General features: G+C 72.0%; 16 protein-coding genes. 3 read left to right on the forward strand and 13 right to left on the reverse strand.

What is annotated here, in order from left to right:
• Nucleotides 1-26 precede the first annotated feature (26 nt).
• Nucleotides 27-1,964 (forward strand): Stk1 family PASTA domain-containing Ser/Thr kinase, encoded by a 1,938-nt coding sequence (pknB, locus tag AB0J58_RS12295; protein ID WP_364213911.1) that lies wholly within the window; start codon nucleotides 27-29, stop codon nucleotides 1,962-1,964.
• Between the two features lie 46 nt (nucleotides 1,965-2,010).
• Here pknB and alc read toward each other — a convergent pair whose 3' ends face one another.
• The 9 genes from alc to uraD form a co-directional block, all read right to left on the reverse strand.
• A complete protein-coding gene (gene alc / locus AB0J58_RS12300; protein WP_364213914.1) occupies nucleotides 2,011-2,964 on the reverse strand; it encodes an allantoicase in 954 nt (317 codons plus the stop codon).
• Nucleotides 2,965-3,010: 46 nt separating this feature from the next.
• The gene (allB, locus tag AB0J58_RS12305) at nucleotides 3,011-4,324 is read right to left on the reverse strand and encodes an allantoinase AllB (protein WP_364213917.1); all 1,314 of its coding nucleotides are present in this window, start codon (nucleotides 4,322-4,324) and stop codon (nucleotides 3,011-3,013) included.
• Between the two features lie 124 nt (nucleotides 4,325-4,448).
• Nucleotides 4,449-5,675, reverse strand: coding sequence for a glycerate kinase (locus tag AB0J58_RS12310; protein WP_364213920.1), 1,227 nt, complete (start codon nucleotides 5,673-5,675; stop codon nucleotides 4,449-4,451).
• Nucleotides 5,676-5,807: 132 nt separating this feature from the next.
• A complete protein-coding gene (locus tag AB0J58_RS12315; RefSeq protein ID WP_364213923.1) occupies nucleotides 5,808-7,193 on the reverse strand; it encodes an 8-oxoguanine deaminase in 1,386 nt (461 codons plus the stop codon).
• A complete protein-coding gene (locus AB0J58_RS12320; RefSeq protein WP_364213926.1) occupies nucleotides 7,190-7,696 on the reverse strand; it encodes a (2Fe-2S)-binding protein in 507 nt (168 codons plus the stop codon). The genes AB0J58_RS12315 and AB0J58_RS12320 overlap by 4 nt, the downstream gene beginning before the upstream one ends.
• Nucleotides 7,696-8,571: an FAD binding domain-containing protein gene (locus tag AB0J58_RS12325; RefSeq protein ID WP_364214117.1), complete on the reverse strand. Its 876-nt coding sequence runs from the start codon at nucleotides 8,569-8,571 to the stop codon at nucleotides 7,696-7,698. Before AB0J58_RS12325 ends, AB0J58_RS12320 begins: the two co-directional genes overlap by 1 nt.
• A gap of 5 nt (nucleotides 8,572-8,576) precedes the next feature.
• Nucleotides 8,577-9,461 carry a factor-independent urate hydroxylase gene (pucL, locus tag AB0J58_RS12330; RefSeq protein ID WP_364213929.1) on the reverse strand — a complete coding sequence of 295 codons (885 nt, stop codon included), beginning with the start codon at nucleotides 9,459-9,461 and terminating at the stop codon, nucleotides 8,577-8,579.
• A gap of 1 nt (nucleotide 9,462) precedes the next feature.
• Nucleotides 9,463-9,774, reverse strand: coding sequence for a hydroxyisourate hydrolase (gene uraH, locus AB0J58_RS12335; protein ID WP_364213931.1), 312 nt, complete (start codon nucleotides 9,772-9,774; stop codon nucleotides 9,463-9,465).
• Nucleotides 9,775-9,814: 40 nt separating this feature from the next.
• The gene (uraD, locus tag AB0J58_RS12340) at nucleotides 9,815-10,390 is read right to left on the reverse strand and encodes a 2-oxo-4-hydroxy-4-carboxy-5-ureidoimidazoline decarboxylase (RefSeq protein ID WP_364213934.1); all 576 of its coding nucleotides are present in this window, start codon (nucleotides 10,388-10,390) and stop codon (nucleotides 9,815-9,817) included.
• Nucleotides 10,391-10,644: 254 nt separating this feature from the next.
• Between uraD and AB0J58_RS12345 the strand changes: the two genes are divergently transcribed.
• Nucleotides 10,645-11,493: a deoxyribonuclease IV gene (locus AB0J58_RS12345; protein WP_364213937.1), complete on the forward strand. Its 849-nt coding sequence runs from the start codon at nucleotides 10,645-10,647 to the stop codon at nucleotides 11,491-11,493.
• 571 nt (nucleotides 11,494-12,064) lie between these two features.
• On the opposite strand, the gene AB0J58_RS12350 is transcribed toward AB0J58_RS12345, so the two are convergent.
• The 3 genes from AB0J58_RS12350 to AB0J58_RS12360 all read right to left on the reverse strand — a co-directional run bounded on the left by AB0J58_RS12350 (nucleotide 12,065) and on the right by AB0J58_RS12360 (nucleotide 14,796).
• Nucleotides 12,065-12,856, reverse strand: coding sequence for a LytTR family DNA-binding domain-containing protein (locus AB0J58_RS12350; RefSeq protein ID WP_343979698.1), 792 nt, complete (start codon nucleotides 12,854-12,856; stop codon nucleotides 12,065-12,067).
• Nucleotides 12,857-12,922: 66 nt separating this feature from the next.
• A complete protein-coding gene (locus tag AB0J58_RS12355; RefSeq protein WP_364213940.1) occupies nucleotides 12,923-14,116 on the reverse strand; it encodes a histidine kinase in 1,194 nt (397 codons plus the stop codon).
• Nucleotides 14,117-14,175: 59 nt separating this feature from the next.
• A complete protein-coding gene (locus tag AB0J58_RS12360; protein WP_364213943.1) occupies nucleotides 14,176-14,796 on the reverse strand; it encodes a molybdopterin-dependent oxidoreductase in 621 nt (206 codons plus the stop codon).
• Nucleotides 14,797-15,137: 341 nt separating this feature from the next.
• Here AB0J58_RS12360 and aroF point away from each other — a divergent pair, with 341 nt between their 5' ends.
• Nucleotides 15,138-16,175: a 3-deoxy-7-phosphoheptulonate synthase gene (gene aroF / locus AB0J58_RS12365; RefSeq protein ID WP_364213946.1), complete on the forward strand. Its 1,038-nt coding sequence runs from the start codon at nucleotides 15,138-15,140 to the stop codon at nucleotides 16,173-16,175.
• Nucleotides 16,176-16,234: 59 nt separating this feature from the next.
• Here the strand turns inward: aroF and thiI are convergent, their stop codons facing one another.
• Nucleotides 16,235-17,437: a tRNA uracil 4-sulfurtransferase ThiI gene (gene thiI, locus AB0J58_RS12370; RefSeq protein ID WP_364213949.1), complete on the reverse strand. Its 1,203-nt coding sequence runs from the start codon at nucleotides 17,435-17,437 to the stop codon at nucleotides 16,235-16,237.
• Between the last annotated feature and the right edge of the window lie 109 nt (nucleotides 17,438-17,546).

Consider the following 17,546-nt stretch of genomic DNA (forward strand, 5'->3'; position numbering starts at 1 on the left):
GTCAAATCGCCCGTAAACTCGGCCACGTGGACACGACGCTTACGGACCCCCTGGTCGGGAAACTCCTCGACGGGCGTTACCGCGTCGAGTCCCGGATCGCCCGGGGCGGAATGGCGACCGTCTATCTGGCCCTGGACATCCGGCTCGACCGCACTGTCGCCGTGAAGGTGATGCACCGCTCGCTCGCCGAGGACCCCGCCTTCGTACGGCGGTTCATCGGCGAGGCCAAGTCGGTGGCGAGCCTGTCGCACCCCAACGTGGTGCACGTCTTCGACCAGGGCACGGATGGCGACAACGTCTACCTCTCGATGGAGTACGTGCCGGGCCGGACCCTGCGCGACGTGCTCCGCGACCGTGGCAGGCTGCCCGCCCGCGAGGCACTGGAAGTCATGATCCCGGTGCTCGCCGCGCTGGGCTCCGCCCACCAGTCGGGCCTGGTCCACCGGGACGTCAAGCCGGAGAACGTGCTGCTCGCCGACGACGGCCGGGTCAAGGTGGTGGACTTCGGCCTGGCCCGCGCGATCGAGGCGACCAACCAGACGCGCACCGGTGTCATGATCGGCACCATCGGCTACATGTCCCCCGAGCAGGTCACCTCGGGGGCCGCCGACGCCCGCAGCGACGTCTACGCGGCCGGCATCATGCTGTTCGAGCTCCTGACCGGCCGCCAGCCGTACGAGGGCGACACCCCGATGTCGGTGGCCTACCGGCACGTACACGACACGGTGCCCGTGCCCTCCGCGCTGCTCCCCGGCTCTCCCCCGCTGCTCGACACCCTGGTGGCCAGGGCGACGGCCCGCGATCCCGCGAACCGTCCCGCGGACGCCACCGCGCTGCTGGTCGCCGCCGTCGACGCGCACCGGATGCTGCCCAGGGAGAGCGGTCCGGTGCCGTCCGTCCCCGTCGGGCCGCCGCACGCCCACGAGACCGTCGTGTCCGCACCGCCCGCGCCGGCCAACCACACGCTGATCCAGCCCCGCGTCGAGTTGCCCACCGGCCCGGTGGGCGACCAGCCGGCGCCCGCGCCCACGGCGCGCAGGATGTCCGGCGCCCGCTGGTTCCTGCTCGCGCTGGCCGTGGTCATGGTGATCGCGGTAGGGGTGACCGGCTGGCTGTTCTCGCAGAGCACCACCATCGTGGTGCCCTCCACCCTGGTGGGCAAGAACATCACGGTCGCCACCAGCGAGGCCAGGCAGCGCGGCTTCACCGTCGAGGAGGGCGAGGCCGAGCACGACGAGAAGGTGCCCAAGGGCAGCGTGCTCCGCACCGACCCCGTGGCGGGCACCGAGGCCGAGCCGGGGAGCAAGCTGATCCTGATCGCCTCGGCCGGCCCCAAGCGGGTCGCGGTGCCCAACGTGGTGGGCATGACCGAGCCCCAGGCCAGGAGCAGACTGGCGGAGGACTCGCTCGTCGCCGGCAAGGTCAGGAAGCAGGCCAGCGACACCGTGCCGCGCGGCCAGGTGATGCGGACCGTGCCGGCCGTGGGAAACCCGGTCAAGGAGGGCAGCAAGGTCGACCTGGTCATCAGCGCGGGCCTGCTCATGCCGGACGTCCTGGGCATGCCCCGCGACCAGGCGGACGGGGTGCTGCGCGGGGCGGGATTCGTTCCCGAGTTCGTCGAGCAGACCGACGCCGCCCAGCCGTGCACGGTCATCGCCCAGGATCCCCGGCCCAAGGCCGAGACCGACAAGGGCGCCGTGGTCCGGCTGACCCTTTCGCAGTGCGCCAGCGAGTGGCACTGGCCCTGGGAGAACAACGGCGAGCAGCCTCCCGGCGACGGCGGCAACGTCGTGCAGATCCCGAACATCATGTTCAAGGACTTCAGGGCGGCGCGCGACGAACTGCGCGCCGCGGGGGTCACGGTGAAGCTGAGGCGGACCCTGGGCAAGGGCAGGGTGCTGGCCCAGATCCCGCCGGGCGGCCAGACCGTCCCGGTCGGCACCGAGGTCACCATCTGGTACTGACGGCCGGGCGGGTCCGGTACCCGCGCCGGGGCGGACCTCCGCGCGCTCAGCCTTCGGTCAGGAAACCGTGCAGGCGGATCCTGGCGAGACCGCCGTCGGGGTGGATGTCCACCCTGGCGTACGCGGCCTCGGGCGCGTCGGTGACGCGGAAGCGGTGCCGGGTGTCGGGCAGCAGGCGGGTCCTGGGCAGCAGCGGGAACCAGGTGACGCCGTCCGCGCTGCCGGCGACGGAGACCTCGGCGGGAGCGTTGAACACCAGGTTGGTGGTGTCGATCTCGGCGAGCCTGACGATCCCGGGCCCCGCCAGGCGGATGACCAGCCAGTCGTTGCCGCCGTCGCGGCGGCGGGCGGTCTCCCAACCCTCGGCCTGGTGGCGGGCGAGGCCCGGGGAGATGGCGTTGTTGGGCGAGGAGTAGAACTCGTCGGAGCAGGCGGTGACGAGCGCGCCGTTCTCCAGTGCGGCCAGGTCCAGGCCGAGTCCCTCGTACACCGACAGGTCGGGCCTGACCTCGCCGTGCACCCGCAGCCTGGCGATGCCCCCGTCGGGGAACATGTTCAGCCGCACGTGGGTGTGGCGGCGCTCTCCGGACACCTCGAAGAAGTGCTCGGCGTCCCCCTTGAGGTCGCTCATGGGAACGATCTCCACCCAGTCTGCCGCCTCCAGCTCGGCGACCGTCGGATGGCCCTCGGCCTCGCACGCCTCGACGGAGGCGTGCGGCGGGTAGTTTCCCTTGAACCAGGCGGTGTCGATCACGACACCCCGAATCACCCCGGGCATGCCGAGTCTGACCAGGGCCCAGTCGTGGCCGGGCTCGCGCCGCCTGCGGGTCTCCCAGCCGTCGTAGACCTGGCCCTTGGCGCCGAAGGTGTGCGGGCGGAAGCCGGGGCGCCCCGGCCTGATGAGGCTCTCCTTCTCCGCGAAGGACTCGTCGTTGGCCGCGATCACCGAGCCACCGAGGGCACGCAGGGCGAGGTCGGGCAGTGCGGTGAACTCGATCAAGAAGAGAACCTTTCTCGCGAGGGGCGGAGTCCCGGCCGTGGGAGCGCTAAAGCAGGACGCCGCCGAAGTCCTTCCCCACGGCCCGGCCGCGCAGCCAGGTCGTGCGGACCACGCCCGTGAGCGTCCTGCCGTGATAGGGCGTGACCGGGTTCCTGTGGTGCAGCCTGGCGACGTCCACGGTGTGCACGGCGTCGGCGTCGAAGGCGACCAGGTCCGCGTCGGCGCCCTCGACGATGGCGCCCTTGCCGCGCAGCCCGGCCAGTTCGGCCGGGCGGGTGGCCATCCAGCGCACGACGTCGCCCAGACCGTGCCCGCGCCGCGCCGCCTCGGTCCAGACCGCGGTCAGGCCGAGCTGCAGGGAGGAGATACCGCCCCAGGCGGCGGCGAAGTCGGGCACCTTCAGGTCGGGGGTGGAGGGCGAGTGGTCGGAGACGACACAGCCGAGCACCCCGTCGGCGAGCCCGCGCCAGAGCTCGTCGCGGTTGGCCGCGGCACGGATCGGCGGGCAGCACTTGAACTGGGTGGCGCCCTCGGGCACCTCCTCCGCCACCAGCGTGAGGTAGTGCGGGCAGGTCTCCGCGGTGAGCCTGATCCCCTGCCGCCTGGCCCTGGCCAGCGGTTCCAGGCAGAGCGCGGACGACACGTGCAGGATGTGCGCCCGCACCCCGGTCTCCGCGGCCAGCTCGGCGACCCGCTCGACGGCACGGCGCTCGGCCTCCCCCGGGCGGGAGTCGAGGAACTCCGGGTACCGCGGCCCCACCGGGTCCGCGAGCAGCGCGGGGTCCTCGGCGTGCACGACCAGCAGGCCGTCAAAGGAGGCGATCTCCACCATGGCCGCCCGCAGCCCGTCCGTGTCCAGCGGCGGGAACTCCTCCACTCCCGACGGGGACAGGAAGCACTTGAACCCGCGCACCCCCGCCTCGTGCAGCGCCCTCAGGTCCGCGACGTTGCCGGGGATCGCGCCGCCCCAGAAGGCGACGTCCACCGCGCACCGCCCGTCCGCGGCGCTCCTCTTCACCGCCAGGGCGTCCGCGTTCACGGTCGGCGGCAGCGAGTTGAGCGGCATGTCCACGATGGTGGTCACCCCACCCGCCGCGGCGGCCCGGGTGGCGGAGGCGAATCCCTCCCAGTGGGTCCTGCCGGGCTCGTTGACGTGCACGTGGGTGTCGACGAGGCCCGGCAGCAGCGCGACGTCGCCGAGGTCGACCTGCTCGGCGGCGTTCGACCGGGCGTCGTGGGCGTGCACCCCGACGATCTTCCCGTCCCTGACCGCGACGGCCGCCGGCCCCTCCTTCCCGGGCAGCACGGCCCGGCGGGAGCGGATGAGCAGATCCGGCACGTCCTCAGCCCTCGCACTCATCGGCTCTCCGTTCCTGCCTGCTTCTCGCCGCGGCACGCGCCGGTCCGAGCGCCCGTACCCGGTGTTCCCTTCCCGCTCCCGCGGCCCTCTTTCCCGCCGCGCCCGGACGTCGCCGGAGCGGTGCTCAAAGGTGCCTCTCGGCGACCGTGCGCGCGAGCCGTTCGATCAGCGGGCCCGGCTGCGACATGCACACGGCCGGATCGGGCTCGATGTCGGTGAGCGCGTAGGCGGCCGTGATGCCCGCCGCGCTCAGCTCCTCGTCGCCGAGAGCCCGGCGCCCGCAGACCACGACGACGGGGACCCCCGCCTTGGCCGCGGCGCTCGCGACCCCCGCCGGCGCCTTGCCGCGCAGCGTCTGCTCGTCGAGCGAACCCTCACCGGTGACGACGAGGCGCGCGCCCTCCAGGCTGTCGTGGAATCCGAGCAGGTCGAGGAGGTACTCGATGCCGGGCCGGAACTCGGCGGCCAGGAAGGCCAGCGCGGCGAATCCCACTCCCCCGGCGGCGCCGGCGCCCGGCTGCCCGGCCACGCCCATCGAACGGACGACGCCGTCGTGCTCGGCGGCCCCGACCAGGCCGTGGGTGTGCGCGGCGACGGCGGCCAGCCGGGCGAGGGCGGCGTCGAGCAGCCTCACCTCGTCGGGGCTCGCGCCCTTCTGCGGCCCGTACACGGCGGCGGCTCCGTGCGGACCGAGCAGCGGATTGTCCACGTCGCCCGCGACGACGAACTCGACATCATCAATCTTGATAAGGCCGGATTTATCGATTTTTGCCAGGTCGCCGAGGGCGGCTCCGCCGAACGGGAGCTCCCGCCCGTCGGCGTCCAGGAAGCGGACGCCGAGCGCCCGCATCATGCCCGCGCCCCCGTCGGTGCAGGCGCTGCCGCCGAGACCGAGCACGATCCGCCGGGCCCCGCGCCGTACGGCGTGGGCGATCAGCTCGCCGGTGCCGTGGCTGGTCGCGGTGAGAGGTGCCGTCTCGACGCCCTCGTGCGCGAGCGAGCCCGCCGCCGAGGTTGCCGGCCCCGAGGCGGCCGGCAACCGCCGCAGCCCTGACGCCTCGGCCAGCTCGACGACCGCGGTGGCCACGTCTCCTTCCCCGAGGGCGTCGCGCCAGGCGTAGGAGGCGAGTACCGGCTCACCGACGGGGCCGGTGACCTCGACCTCGACCCGGGTGAACCCGCAGGCCACGACCGCGTCCACGGTGCCGTCACCGCCGTCGGCCACCGGCAGCGCGACCGTGGCGACGCCGGGCCCGAGACCCGCGGCGATCCGCGCGGCGACCTCGGCACCGGTCAGCGAGCCCTTGAACTTGTCCGGGGCGATAACGACATGTCCCGACGACTCAGACAACCCTGCTCCCCAATGGCGGATGGGCGGCACGCGCCACCCGCCCGTGCGAGCCGGTGGGGAGCGGATGCCTGACCCCGGTGAAACGGAGCACAATCATCACATCCACCGCCGGGCGTCCCCGACACCCGGTCCTCATCCGCCGACCTCCTGGCCCGCGGTGAAGCCCTGCTCGGCTGCCAGCCGCATGAGGCGGCGATGGGCCTCGCCACCGGCGCGGCCGAGTTCGTCCTGGGCGACGGTGCGCAGCTCGTCGTCCTCGACGACGGTCTCACCGCCCACCAGCAGCCGGGCCAGCGGTGGCTGCCGGGTGCCGAAGACCAGGGCGCAGACCGGGTCGGCGACCGCGGAGGCGAAGGCCCCGGTGCGCCAGAGGGCGATGTCGGCGAGTTTTCCCACCTCCAGCGAGCCGAGCTCCTCCTGCCGGCCCAGGTTCCTCGCCCCGCCCAGGGTGGCGATCTCCAGGGCCTGACGGGCGGTGAGCGCGGTGGGCCCGTACCTGGCCCGCTGGAACAGCAGGGCCTGGCGCATCTCGCCGGATAGCGAGGTGAGCTCGGCCGAGGCGCTGCCGTCCACCCCCAGGCCGACGTTCGCGCCCCTGCGCAGCATCTCGGAGACGCGGGCGATGCCGGCGCCGAGGCGGCCGTTGGAGCTCGGGCAGTGCGCGGAGCCGGTACCGGTCTGGGCGAAGACGTCGATGTCGCCGTCGCTCAGGTGGACGGCGTGGGCGAACCACACGTCCGGGCCGAGCCAGCCGAGCTTCTCCATGTAGTCGACCGGGCGCTGCCCGACCTGCCGCAGGCAGTGCTCCTCCTCGTCGAGGGTCTCGGCGAGGTGCGTGTGCAGCCGTACCCCCTTGGACCTGGCCAGCGCGGCGGCCTCGGTCATCAGGTCGGCGCTGACGGAGAACGGCGAGCAGGGGGCGACCGCGATGCGGAGCCTGGAGGAGAAGGACGGGTCGTGGTAGGTGTCGACGGCCTCGGCCGTGGCTTCGAGGATCTCGTCGAGCCGTTCGACCACCACGTCCGGCGGCAGGCCGCCCTGCGACCTCCCCCGGTCCATCGAGCCCCGGGCGGGGTGGAAGCGGAGCCCGACCTCCCGGGCCGCCTCGATCTCCGCGGCGAACAGATCCCCGCGCCCCTTCGGGAAGATGTAGTGGTGGTCGCTGGAGGTGGTGCAGCCGGACAGGGCCAGATAGCCCAGCCCCGCGCCCGCCGCGCCCTTCACCACCTCGGCGTCCATGGCGGCCCACACCTGGTAGAGCGCCGTCAGCCACTCGAACAGGGTGGCGTCCTGGGCGAGCCCCTGGGAGGCCCACTGGTAGAGGTGGTGGTGGGTGTTGACCAGGCCGGGAGTGGCCAGGCAGCCGGTGCCGTCGATCCTGACCGCACCGGGTGCGGCCGGGGCGGGGCCCGCGCCGAGGGCCACGATCCGGTCACCCTCGACGTGGATGTGCCCCGCGGGGATCTCCGGGCCCACGACCGGGGCGATATGCACGTTCTCGATCAGGACGGCGCTCAACGAGACCCCTTCCCCTCGCCGCGCGGCCCCGAACCCGCACCGGCCTTGCGGGCCGCGGCGAGGCGTACCGCGTCGAGGATCTTCTCGTAGCCGGTGCACCGGCACAGGTTGCCCGCCAGGGCCTCGCGGATCTCGGCGTCGGACGGGCGCGGGATCCGCTCGATCAGGTCGTGGGCCTGGACGACGAGGCCGGGGGTGCAGAAACCGCACTGGACGGCTCCGCATTCGACGAACGCCTCCTGGACCTCATCGAGCCGGTCGCCGTCGGCGAGTCCCTCGACGGTGCGGACCACGCGGCCCTCGGCCTGCCCCGCCGCGACCAGGCACGCGCAGACGGGCACCCCGTCGAGGTAGACGGTGCAGGAGCCGCACTCGCCCTGCTCGCACGCGTTCTTGGAACCCGGCAGGCCCACTCGTTCGCGCAGGACGTACAGGAGGCTCTCGCCCTCCCAGACGTCGTCGGCGCTCTCGCTGCGGCCGTTGACCGTGAAGGTGACGCGCATCAGCCTGCCCTCCTCTCGAAGCGCCCGGAGCGCAGCTCGTTCCACGCCCAGGTCAGGGTGCGCCGCGCCATCACCGCGATGGCGTGGCGCCGGTAGTCGGCGGTGCCGCGCACGTCGTCGATAGGCGAGGCGGCCTCGGCGGCCAGCTCACCGAAGCGCCCGAGCAGCGCGGGGTCGAGCCGGGCCTCCCAGTCGAGTTCGGCGGCCAGGAACTCCTCGGCCGCGACGGCGCGCCGGGGAGTCGGGGCGGCCGAGCCGATGCCGGTGCCGACCCGGCGCTCCGCGGGACGGAGCGCGATCGCGAACGAGCAGACCGCGATCACCATGGCGTTGCGGGTACCGACCTTGGAGAAGTACTGCGGGCCGCTCGCGGGGCTCATCCAGAACGCCCTGATCAGCTCGTCGGGTTCCAGCGTGTTGCGCTTGACCCCGAGGTAGAAGGCCGCGGCCGGGATCATCCGCACGCCCCGGGCGGCGGAGGCGACCTCGATGACCGCGTCCCCCGCGAGCAGCGGCGGATGACTGTCCCCCGCGGGCGAGGCCGCGCCGAGATTGCCCCCCACCGTGCCCCGGTTGCGGATCTGCGGCGAGCCGACGGTGCGGGAGGCCTGGGCCAGACCCGGCAGCCGGTCGCCCAGCTCGGCGATCAGCCGGGCGTACGACACGCCCGCACCGACCCTGAGCCTGCCGTCCGCCTCCTCGCTCCAGGTCGCGAGCTCGGCGATCCGGTTCAGGTCGAGCAGCCCGGCGGGCCTTCGCACGTCGAAGTTGAGCTCGACCATCATGTCGGTGCCGCCCTGTATGGGGGCCACCTCCGGCCGGTCCGCCTTGGCGGCCAGCGCCTCCGCCCAGGTGGCGGGTCGCAGGAAATCCATGGTCATCACTCCCAGGCGAAGCGTGCGTCGGGGGTGTCGTCGCGGAGCACACTGCCCTCGATCAGCCCGTAGGGACGGTCGGCGGCGTAGAACACCTCATTGGGGTTGTCCAGCCCGAAGGGGGTGAGGTCCACCAGGAAGTGGTGCTTGTTCGGCATCGCCAGGCGCACCTCGCAGACCTCCTTCCGGGTGTTCAGCACCCGCTCGCCCATCGCGTAGAGCGTCTGCTGCAGCGACAGGCTGTAGGTCTCGGCGAACGCGCCGAGCAGGCAGCGGCGCACCTCGTCGTAGGACTCCCCGTACGGGGACACTCCCGGCAGGTGCCGCCAGCGGGCCGAGACCTCGGTGGCCAGGACACGGTCCCCGGTGGGTTTCAGGGTGGTGTACTCGTCCTGGACGAAACCGGAGAACTCCGACCCCGTCGAGTTGAGCACCACCAGGTCCTTCAGCCCGGAGACCACGGTGGTGGTGCCGTCCCGGTCGTGGTGGACGACGCAGGTGCGCGTCTCCCCGCCGGAGCGAACGAAGGAGTGCCGCCCGCCCTCGGCTCCCGAGGCTCCCGGGATCCGGTCCCAGAAGTACTCCTCGATCTCCACCCGGGCGTGGTGGACCGTGGGCTGGGAGTCCACGTAGTGACGGGCCAGCAGGATCGCGAAGTCCTCGATCTGGGCGACACCGTGCTTCCTGGCGAAGGCGTACACGGTGTTCTTCTGCGTGTCGGTCGGCAGGACCGCGGCGTTGTCGCCGGTGAGGTGGACCGCCTCCATGTCACCGGAGAGCGCCGAGCCGACGGTGACGTCCTTGATGTGGTGGACGTCACCGTCCCTGACGACACGGACCAGGCGGGTCTCCGCCTTGCCGTAGCGGTTGGGTCCGAGAACGACGGGCATGCTAGCTCCCTCGATACGTCGAGTAGGCGAACGGGCTGAGCAGCAGGGGCACGTGGTGGCGCTCCCCCGGGTCCGCCACCGTGAAGTCGATCGAGACCCGCGGGTAGAAGGCGTCCACCGCGCGGGCGGCGAAGTACTCCCCGGTCTCGAAGACCAGCCGGTGGACGCCGGCCCCGCACGTCCATCCCGCGATCCGCCCGTCGGCGTCGGTGACGCCCTCGGCGAGCACTTCGCCGTCCCGTTCCAGGCGTACGGTGACACCCGCCGCCGGTCTGCCCAGGGCGGCGTCGAGCACATGCGTGGACAGACTCATACTGGACCTTCCGCAAGTGTGGGTTCGGGGAGCGCGGAGTTCATGTGGCCGGTCCCGGAGACGAGTGGCCGCTTTCGAGGAGTTTCCCGAGCCGAAGGCGAGTGATCTTCGCGAGCTCGGCCCTGACCACGTTCCGCTCGGTGTCCTCGTCGTTGCCGAGCCGCTCGGTGAGGCGGGCCAGCATCTCCTCGGCCGACAGGCCGGTGGCGCAGATCAGGTAGACGTGGCCGAACCGCCGCTCGTAGGCGCGGTTGCCCTCCGCCAGCCGGTCCAGGACCTCCCGCCCCGCCGCCTCGACCCCCGACTGCTCGCGGCGGGACCAGGCACCCTCCCTCCCGGAACGACCGGCCGCCGGGCCACCCTCGCGGGGCGGCTCGCCGATCCTGGGGTGGGCGGCCAGCGCCTCGTGCACACCAGACCAGTCCAGGCTCCGCACGGTGGCCTCCGCGACCTCGGCCAGCCGGTCGAGGCCGCGGTAGGGGCGTGACGCCGCCACCCGCGCGGCGAAGTCCCGGCAGGCGCAGCAGGCCAGCAGTTCGGCCTCGGCCTCCTCGGTGCCCAGCGCGTTGAAGGCGGCCAGCCCCGCGACCTGCGGCGCGGAGTGCGGGTTAGACATGGGAGCAGTACACACACCACCGGCGCGTACAGTCCAGCGACAAGCACCCCAAACTGTGCCAAGGGTTTGCCGCAGATTTCCGCAACATACTCCAAACCCGCTGGTACCCGGCGCTCGGTTCTCCTTGGAAGACTTGGAAGACGCGGTTGAGCGCGCCTCACCGGTCACCTCGCCCCGGAGTGCGGGGAGGTCAGGTCGGCTGGGCGGCCTGTCGGCTGTGAAGCGCCGGGGGCGGCGCCTAAACTGGCGTCACCATGACTTCCCTTTCCCCCATCGGCGGACACGTCTCCGTCACCGGCGGCCTCGCCAAGGGCGGGCTGCGCTACGCCTCCGACATCGGTGCCGAGATGATCCAGGTGTTCGTCACCAACCCTCGTGGCTGGGCGCTCGCCGTGGGCGACCCCGCCCAGGACGCCAAGCTCCTCGAGTCGGGCGTGCTCTCCTTCGTGCACGCGCCCTACCTGGTCAACATGGGCTCGCCCAGCGCGGAGACACTGGAGAAGTCGGTGGCCACCGTGCGGCACAACCTGCTGCGCGGCCACGCGATCGGCGCGAAGGGAGTGGTCGTCCACACGGGGTCGGCGGTGAGCCAGTCCCGCGACGAGGCACTGCGCCAGCTGCGTGAACATCTCCTGCCGCTCCTGGACGAGATCCCCGACGACGGGCCCGACCTGCTGCTGGAGCCGATGGCCGGGCAGGGCGCGGTGCTCTGCGCGACGGTCCAGGACCTGGAACCCTACCTGGCGGCCCTCGACTGGCACCCCAAGGCGGGGGTCTGCTTCGACACCTGCCACGCCTTCGCCGCCGGGCACGACCTGTCGACCTCCGAGGGCGTCAAGGAGACTCTGGAGGCCCTGCACGCGATCGCCCCCGGACGGCTCAGGCTGGTCCACGCCAACGATTCCAAGGACGTGTGCGACTCCAGGAAGGACCGGCACGAGAACATCGGCTCCGGCCACATCGGTGCCGAGCCCTTCGCCGACATGCTGAGCCATCCCGTGATGGCCGGGGTGCCGTTCTGCATCGAGACACCGGGCGGCGCCGAGAAGCACCGCGAGGACATCGAGGCGCTCAAGAGGCTCCGCGACCGGGCGGGGTCCTGACCTTCCCGAAGGTCGGACGGGACGCCCGTCCTCGTGATCCGGCCGCCCCCGTGTGGCCGGATCACGGTCCGGCCCGCTGGCTAACGCGGGCGTCCCGTCGCACTCGGAGAGCGGCGACCCCTCCCCCTTCCGGTCAAGGACCCGGTGGCCGGATGCCGGCGGTCACCCCGTGTCCGCGCATCAGGTCCTGTGCGAGCCTTACGGCCCTGTCCCCCCTGATCCGGCGGGTCTCGCTCTCCGATGAGGGAACACTAGAGGCGCGTCCAGACGAGCGAGCGGCGCTTTCCCGCCAGCGCGATTAACGGTCAGTAGTTGTCGATGTGCGGAGAGTGCCGACACGACGAGCGGCACACGGCGGGCGACGAACGGTCGATCGGGGGCTCGTGGGACCCCTGCGACCCGCCCCGTGCCGGAAAACGCCGATGAGCCGTACGACCGCGGAACGGCGCGCGGAAGGCACCGGGTCGGACGGCGAGCGGGGACGCACGGGAAGGACGGCGACCGTGGAACGGCCGCCGGAGGCCCGCACGGGCGCGAATCACCGTGCGGGGCCGTGGAGGGCGTGCCGCGGTTACCGCAGGGCGGGCGCGGAGGGCAGGGGCCTGGCCCGGACCACGCCGGGGACGGCCGGGCGGTCACGGAACTGGCGGACCAGCCGTTCGCGGACCTCGCGGGCGTGCCGGCGGCTGACCGGAAGCGTCTCGTTGCCCACCCGGAGCATCACCCTGCCGCCGTCGAAGCGCAGCTCGCTCACGTGCCGCACCGAGACCAGCGTGCTGCGGTGCACCCGGATGAACCCCGATCCCGCCCAGCGCCGTTCCAGGGCGGCCAGCGACATGCGGACCAGGTAGCTGCCCTCGTCGGTGTGCAGCCGGACGTAGTCGCCCTGCGCCTCGGCGAACCAGACCGCCTGCTGGGGCACGAACCGCGTCCGTCCCGCGAGCTCGACCGGGATGACGTCCTCCGGCACGGGTTCGGCCGTCGCCGGGATCATGGACTCCAGGCGCCGTACCGCCTCGGCCAGCCGGTCGGCCCTGACCGGCTTCAGCAGGTAGTCGACCGCCTCCAGCTCGAAGGCCTGCACCGCGCACTCCTCGTGGGCGGTGACGAAGACCAGCCGGGGCGGGTTGGGAAAACCCGCGATGAGCCTGGCCAGGTCGAGGCCGTCCAGTCCCGGCATCCGGATGTCGAGGAACACCCCGTCCAGCCGCTCGCCCGTGCCGAGCATCTGGACCATGTCCTGAAGCGCGGTGACCCCGCTCGCGGCCGTGGAGACGTGCTCGATACGGGGGTCCTGGCGGAGGAGATAGGCGATCTCCTCAAGGGCGGGGACCTCGTCGTCAACGGCCAGGACTCGCAACATGACCCCACGCTGCCCTCTGAACCACATCCGCCGCAAGCCTCATGGCAACTTCGGGTAATAGTTTGACTACAAATAGCTACTGGCGGGGTGGAGCTTGGGAACGCGGAGCCGCACCGTCGTGCCCGCGCCCGGCGCGCTCTCCACGATCAGCCCGTAGTCCTCGCCGTAGATCTGGCGGAACCGCACGTCGACGCCCGCCAGCCCGATACCGCCCTCCTCTCCCGGCGGCGGCACGGAGCCGTCGAGGAGCCCCCTGGCCCGCTCGGGCGGCATGCCCAGGCCGTCGTCCTGCACGCTGATGTGGGCCTCGGCCCCGGCGTCACTGACCACCACCCGCACCTCTCCACGACGTCCCGCGGCGGCCACGCCGTGCTTGACCGCGTTCTCCACCAGCGGCTGCAGGCAGAGGAACGGGACGGAGACCGACAGCACCTCCGGCGCCACCCTGAGGGTGAAACGGAGCCGGTCGCCGAACCTGGCACGTTCCAGGAGCAGGTAGCGGTCCACGCAGTGCAGCTCCTCGGCGAGGGTGGTGAAGTCACGCGCCCGGCGCAGCGCGTACCGGTTGAAGTCGGCGAACTCCACCAGCAGCTCCCGCGCCCGCTCGGGGTCGGTACGGACGAACGAGGCGATGGTGGTCAGCGCGTTGTAGACGAAGTGCGGAGACATCTGGGCGCGCAGCGCCCGCATCTCCGCCTCCATCGTCCGCCGCCGCGAGGAGTCGACCTCCGCCAGCTCCAGCTGCCCCGAGACCCACCTGGCGACCTCGGTGACGGTCCGCACCAGTGCCACGCTCACCACGGCGTCATAGGCGGCGAGCGTCCCGACCACCCGCCCGTCGACGGTGAGCGGTACGACGACCCCGCCCCTGGTGGCACAGCCCGGCGCGTCGCAGGCCGGCGCCTCCCCGGTCACCACGTGCGGGCGCGCCGAGGCCAGGACGATCCTGGCGTGCTCGGGCGCGTGGTCGCGGTGGCAGCCCGCCGCGCCGTCCCAGGCGAGCAGGCCGCCGCCGTCGGCGACCGCGACGGCACTGGTGCCCAGCAGGGTGCGAAGGTGGCGGACCGCCTTACGGGCGGACTCGTGGGTGAGCCCGGCCCGCAGCGAGGGAGCCGCCATCGCCGCGATGTGCAGTGTCAGGAAGGTGGCCTCGTCCGTTGGACCGCCCTGCCGGTCCGGGTGCCGCCGGCGCGGACGGGGAAGGACGAGTCCGAGAAGGGCACTGAAGGCGCAGAGCAGCACCCAGCCCGTGGTCGACATGCGGAAAACCGTAGTCAACCCGCCCCGGAGATCGGGGGCGAACGCCGATCACGGACCGATCAGGGTGGGCCTTCGCCCGCTTCCTCCTGATAGGAGTAGCGCTGCTCGCGCCAGGGGTCGGCGATGTTGTGGTAGCCGCGCTCCTCCCAGAAGCCGCGCCTGTCCTCCAGCAGGTACTCCACGGCGCGCACCCACTTGACGCTCTTCCACGCGTACAGGTGCGGGACGATCATCCGCACCGGGAACCCGCGTTCCAGGGCGATGGGCTTCTCGTCCAGTTCCAGCGCGAACATCGTCTGTGCGCGGTCGAAGTCGCCTATCCGCACGTTGGCGCTGTAGCCGTACTCACCCCAGATCATCACGTGCCTCACCTCGGGTGCGGGCGGGGCGACCTCCATCAGCGTCGCCGCGGACACCCCGCCCCACTCGTTACCCATGATCGAGAACTTGGTGACGCAGTGGAAGTCGGCCACCACCGTGGTACGCGGCAGCGCGGAGAACTCGGGCCAGGTGAAACGGTGCTGCTCACCCGAGGCCGTCGCCCCCATGACGTGCAGCTGCCAGGTCTCCGGGCGGAACCGGGGCACCCGGCCGTAGTGGATCACCGGTCGGCCCCGGGGGACGTACTGGCCCGGAGGCAGACGAGGCTCCTCCCACGAAGGTTCGGACTGCTCCACCATCACTCCCTCCGCCGTTCCCCTATGGCACGTGGTAATCCTGCCATCGCGGACTTCCCGCCGCCTCGGCGGCTACCGAATAACGTTCTTTCACCTGACGGGACGGAGTCGCTCTGACCGTGCGCTATCATTTCCCACTATGCGTACAGCGTTCTGGTTTTTTTATGGCGACGGACCCGTGAGTCGGACCGTTCGCCACCAGATGCTGCGCTGACAGCCTGGCGAACAGAAGGCCCCGGGTCCGGTTTCGGACTCGGGGCCTTCTGCTTTTCCCGGCCTTCATCGAACACACCACAGACCTCGGAGCCGGCCGGACCGGCCGGGGCCGTCGAAGAGGGAGAGACATGGTCATCGTCATGGGACCCGGCGCCACGGAGCAGGACGTCGAGGCGATCGTGGAGGTCATCGGCACGGCGGGCGGCGAGGCGTTCGTCAGCCGGGGCGTGAGCCGCACGATCATCGGCCTGGTCGGCGATGTCGCCCAGTTCACCACCCTCGACCTGCGGGGCATGACCGGGGTGGCCGACGTGATGCGGGTGAGCGCGCCGTACAAGCTGGTGAGCCGCGACAACCACCCCGAGCGGTCCACGGTCCGCGTCGGCGGTGTGCCGATCGGTCCCGGCACGGTGACCCTGATCGCCGGCCCGTGCGCGGTGGAGACCCCCGAACAGACCCTGCAGGCCGCCCGGATGGCCGCCGCGGCCGGGGCCACCCTGCTGCGCGGCGGCGCCTACAAGCCCCGCACCTCCCCGTACGCCTTCCAGGGGCTCGGCGAGGCCGGCCTGCGCATCCTCGCCGACGTGCGCGAGCAGACCGGGCTTCCGGTCGTCACCGAGGTCGTCGACGCGGGCGACGTGGCGCTGGTGGCCTCCTACGCCGACATGCTCCAGGTCGGCACCCGCAACGCGCAGAACTTCGCGCTGCTCCAGGCCGTCGGCGCCGCCGGCAAGCCGGTGATGCTCAAGCGCGGGATGAACGCCACCATCGAGGAGTGGCTGATGGCCGCCGAGTACATCGCCCAGCGCGGCAACCTCGACGTCGTGCTCTGCGAGCGGGGCATCCGCACCTTCGAGACCGCCACCCGCAACACCCTGGACGTCTCCGCGGTGCCGCTCGCCCAGCGGCTGTCGCACCTGCCGGTCATCGTCGACCCGTCCCACTCCGGCGGCCACCGCGACCTGGTCCTGCCGCTCACCCGCGCCGCCATCGCGGCCGGTGCCGACGGCGTGATCATCGATGTCCACCCGCGCCCCGACCAGGCCCTCTGCGACGGCCCCCAGGCGCTGGTCGACGGCGACCTGGACGAACTGGCCCGGGTGATGGAGCGGTTCCCGCCGCTGCTGGGCAAGGTCGCGGCCGTCGACGCCCTGGCCCCCGCCTGACCCACCCGCTCGCCGCGGCCCCCGGCCCCGGACACGCCCCGGGGCCGGGAGATCCGATCTCAGGCGTCGAGCCGGTACTCCTGCAGGGATCCGGCGAGCTGGACGGCGAGCTCCTCGGCGTCCAGGCGACGTTCGATCTTCTTCAGGTCGGCGACCTTCGCGGCGGTCTCGGCGCGGCGGGGGGCCAGCAGCGAGCAGCAGTCCTCGTCCGGCAGCTCGGAGATCGCCAGAGTTCCGATGCGGCGGGCCTCGGCCATGATCTCGGTCTTGTCGAGGCCGATGAGCGGCCGCAGGATCGGCATGTCGACCGCGTCGTCCTGGGCGGTGATGTTCTGCAGGGTCTGCGAGGAGACCTGGCCCAGGGAGTCGCCGGTGACCAGGGCACCGGCGCGCAGCCGGCGGGCGACCTCCTCGCCGGTCTTCAGCATCAGACGGCGCTGGGTGATCACCGCCAGGCGGTCCTGGCCGGAGGCCTTGATGGACTGCTGGGCCTTGCCGAAGGGGACGACCCACAGCCGGGACCCGCCCTGGAACCTGTCGAGTGCCCTGACCAGCGCGTACGCCTTGTAGATGGACTCGGAGGTGGTGAAGGGGATGCCGGAGAAGTGCAGGAAGTCGACGCGCAGGCCGCGGCGCATCATCCGGTAGGCGGCCACCGGGGAGTCGATGCCACCGGACATCAGGACCAGGCCCCGGCCGCTGGTGCCGACCGGCAGCCCGCCCTGGCCCGGCAGCCCGCCGGTGAAGACGAACGCCTCGTCGCGATCGACCTCGATGGAGACCACCAGCTCGGGGCGCTTCAGGTCGACCGGCAGCCCGTAGATGTCGTTGAGCTCGCCGCCGACCGAGCGGTCCAGCTGCATCGAGGTGAGCGGGAAGCGCTTGTCGCGGCGGCGGGAGCGGACCGCGAAGGAGACGCCGCGCCTGACGTCGTCGCGGTCGGCCAGCAACTCGATGGCGGCCTTGGTGATCGCCGAGGGGTCCTTGGCCACCCGCCAGGCGCGGTGGATCCAGACCAGCCCGGGAATGTACGAGACACGCTCGGCGACCGTGTCCGCGACCTCGACCTCGGTGCCGTCCGGCAGGAAGAGCGCGATGACGCCGTGACGCTGCCGGACGTCGACCTTGACGCCGACATCCTTCAGAGCGGCCTTGATGTTGGCCTGCAACCTCCGCTCGAAGAGCTCACGGTTGTTGCCCTTGAGGACGACCTCGCCCAGTTTGAGCAGAACGCAGGGCTCGCCCAAGGCGGACATGGTCATGGTGCAACCTCCGGTAGAGCTTCGAGGGGATATGAGGGGCTTCGCAGTAGGGCTTCGTCAAGTCTCTCGCGCGTTGACGCAAAGACAACCTCTCGACCTTGTTACTTTA

Origin of the sequence: Streptosporangium sp. NPDC049644 (assembly GCF_040675205.1) — a bacterium.
GTDB classification, from domain to species: domain Bacteria; phylum Actinomycetota; class Actinomycetes; order Streptosporangiales; family Streptosporangiaceae; genus Streptosporangium; species Streptosporangium fukuiense.

Excerpts from the sequence above, each read along its gene's own strand:
- allB (WP_364213917.1), bottom strand. The coding sequence starts at position 4,324 with ATGAGTGCGAGGGCTGAGGACGTGCCGGATCTGCTCATCCGCTCCCGC.
- AB0J58_RS12320 (WP_364213926.1), bottom strand. The coding sequence starts at position 7,696 with ATGCGCGTCACCTTCACGGTCAACGGCCGCAGCGAGAGCGCCGACGAC.
- AB0J58_RS12325 (WP_364214117.1), bottom strand. The coding sequence starts at position 8,571 with ATGGATTTCCTGCGACCCGCCACCTGGGCGGAGGCGCTGGCCGCCAAG.
- pucL (WP_364213929.1), bottom strand. The coding sequence starts at position 9,461 with ATGCCCGTCGTTCTCGGACCCAACCGCTACGGCAAGGCGGAGACCCGC.
- uraH (WP_364213931.1), bottom strand. The coding sequence starts at position 9,774 with ATGAGTCTGTCCACGCATGTGCTCGACGCCGCCCTGGGCAGACCGGCG.
- uraD (WP_364213934.1), bottom strand. The coding sequence starts at position 10,390 with ATGTCTAACCCGCACTCCGCGCCGCAGGTCGCGGGGCTGGCCGCCTTC.
- AB0J58_RS12345 (WP_364213937.1), top strand. The coding sequence starts at position 10,645 with ATGACTTCCCTTTCCCCCATCGGCGGACACGTCTCCGTCACCGGCGGC.
- AB0J58_RS12350 (WP_343979698.1), bottom strand. The coding sequence starts at position 12,856 with ATGTTGCGAGTCCTGGCCGTTGACGACGAGGTCCCCGCCCTTGAGGAG.
- AB0J58_RS12355 (WP_364213940.1), bottom strand. The coding sequence starts at position 14,116 with ATGTCGACCACGGGCTGGGTGCTGCTCTGCGCCTTCAGTGCCCTTCTC.
- AB0J58_RS12360 (WP_364213943.1), bottom strand. The coding sequence starts at position 14,796 with ATGGTGGAGCAGTCCGAACCTTCGTGGGAGGAGCCTCGTCTGCCTCCG.
- aroF (WP_364213946.1), top strand. The coding sequence starts at position 15,138 with ATGGTCATCGTCATGGGACCCGGCGCCACGGAGCAGGACGTCGAGGCG.
- thiI (WP_364213949.1), bottom strand. The coding sequence starts at position 17,437 with ATGACCATGTCCGCCTTGGGCGAGCCCTGCGTTCTGCTCAAACTGGGC.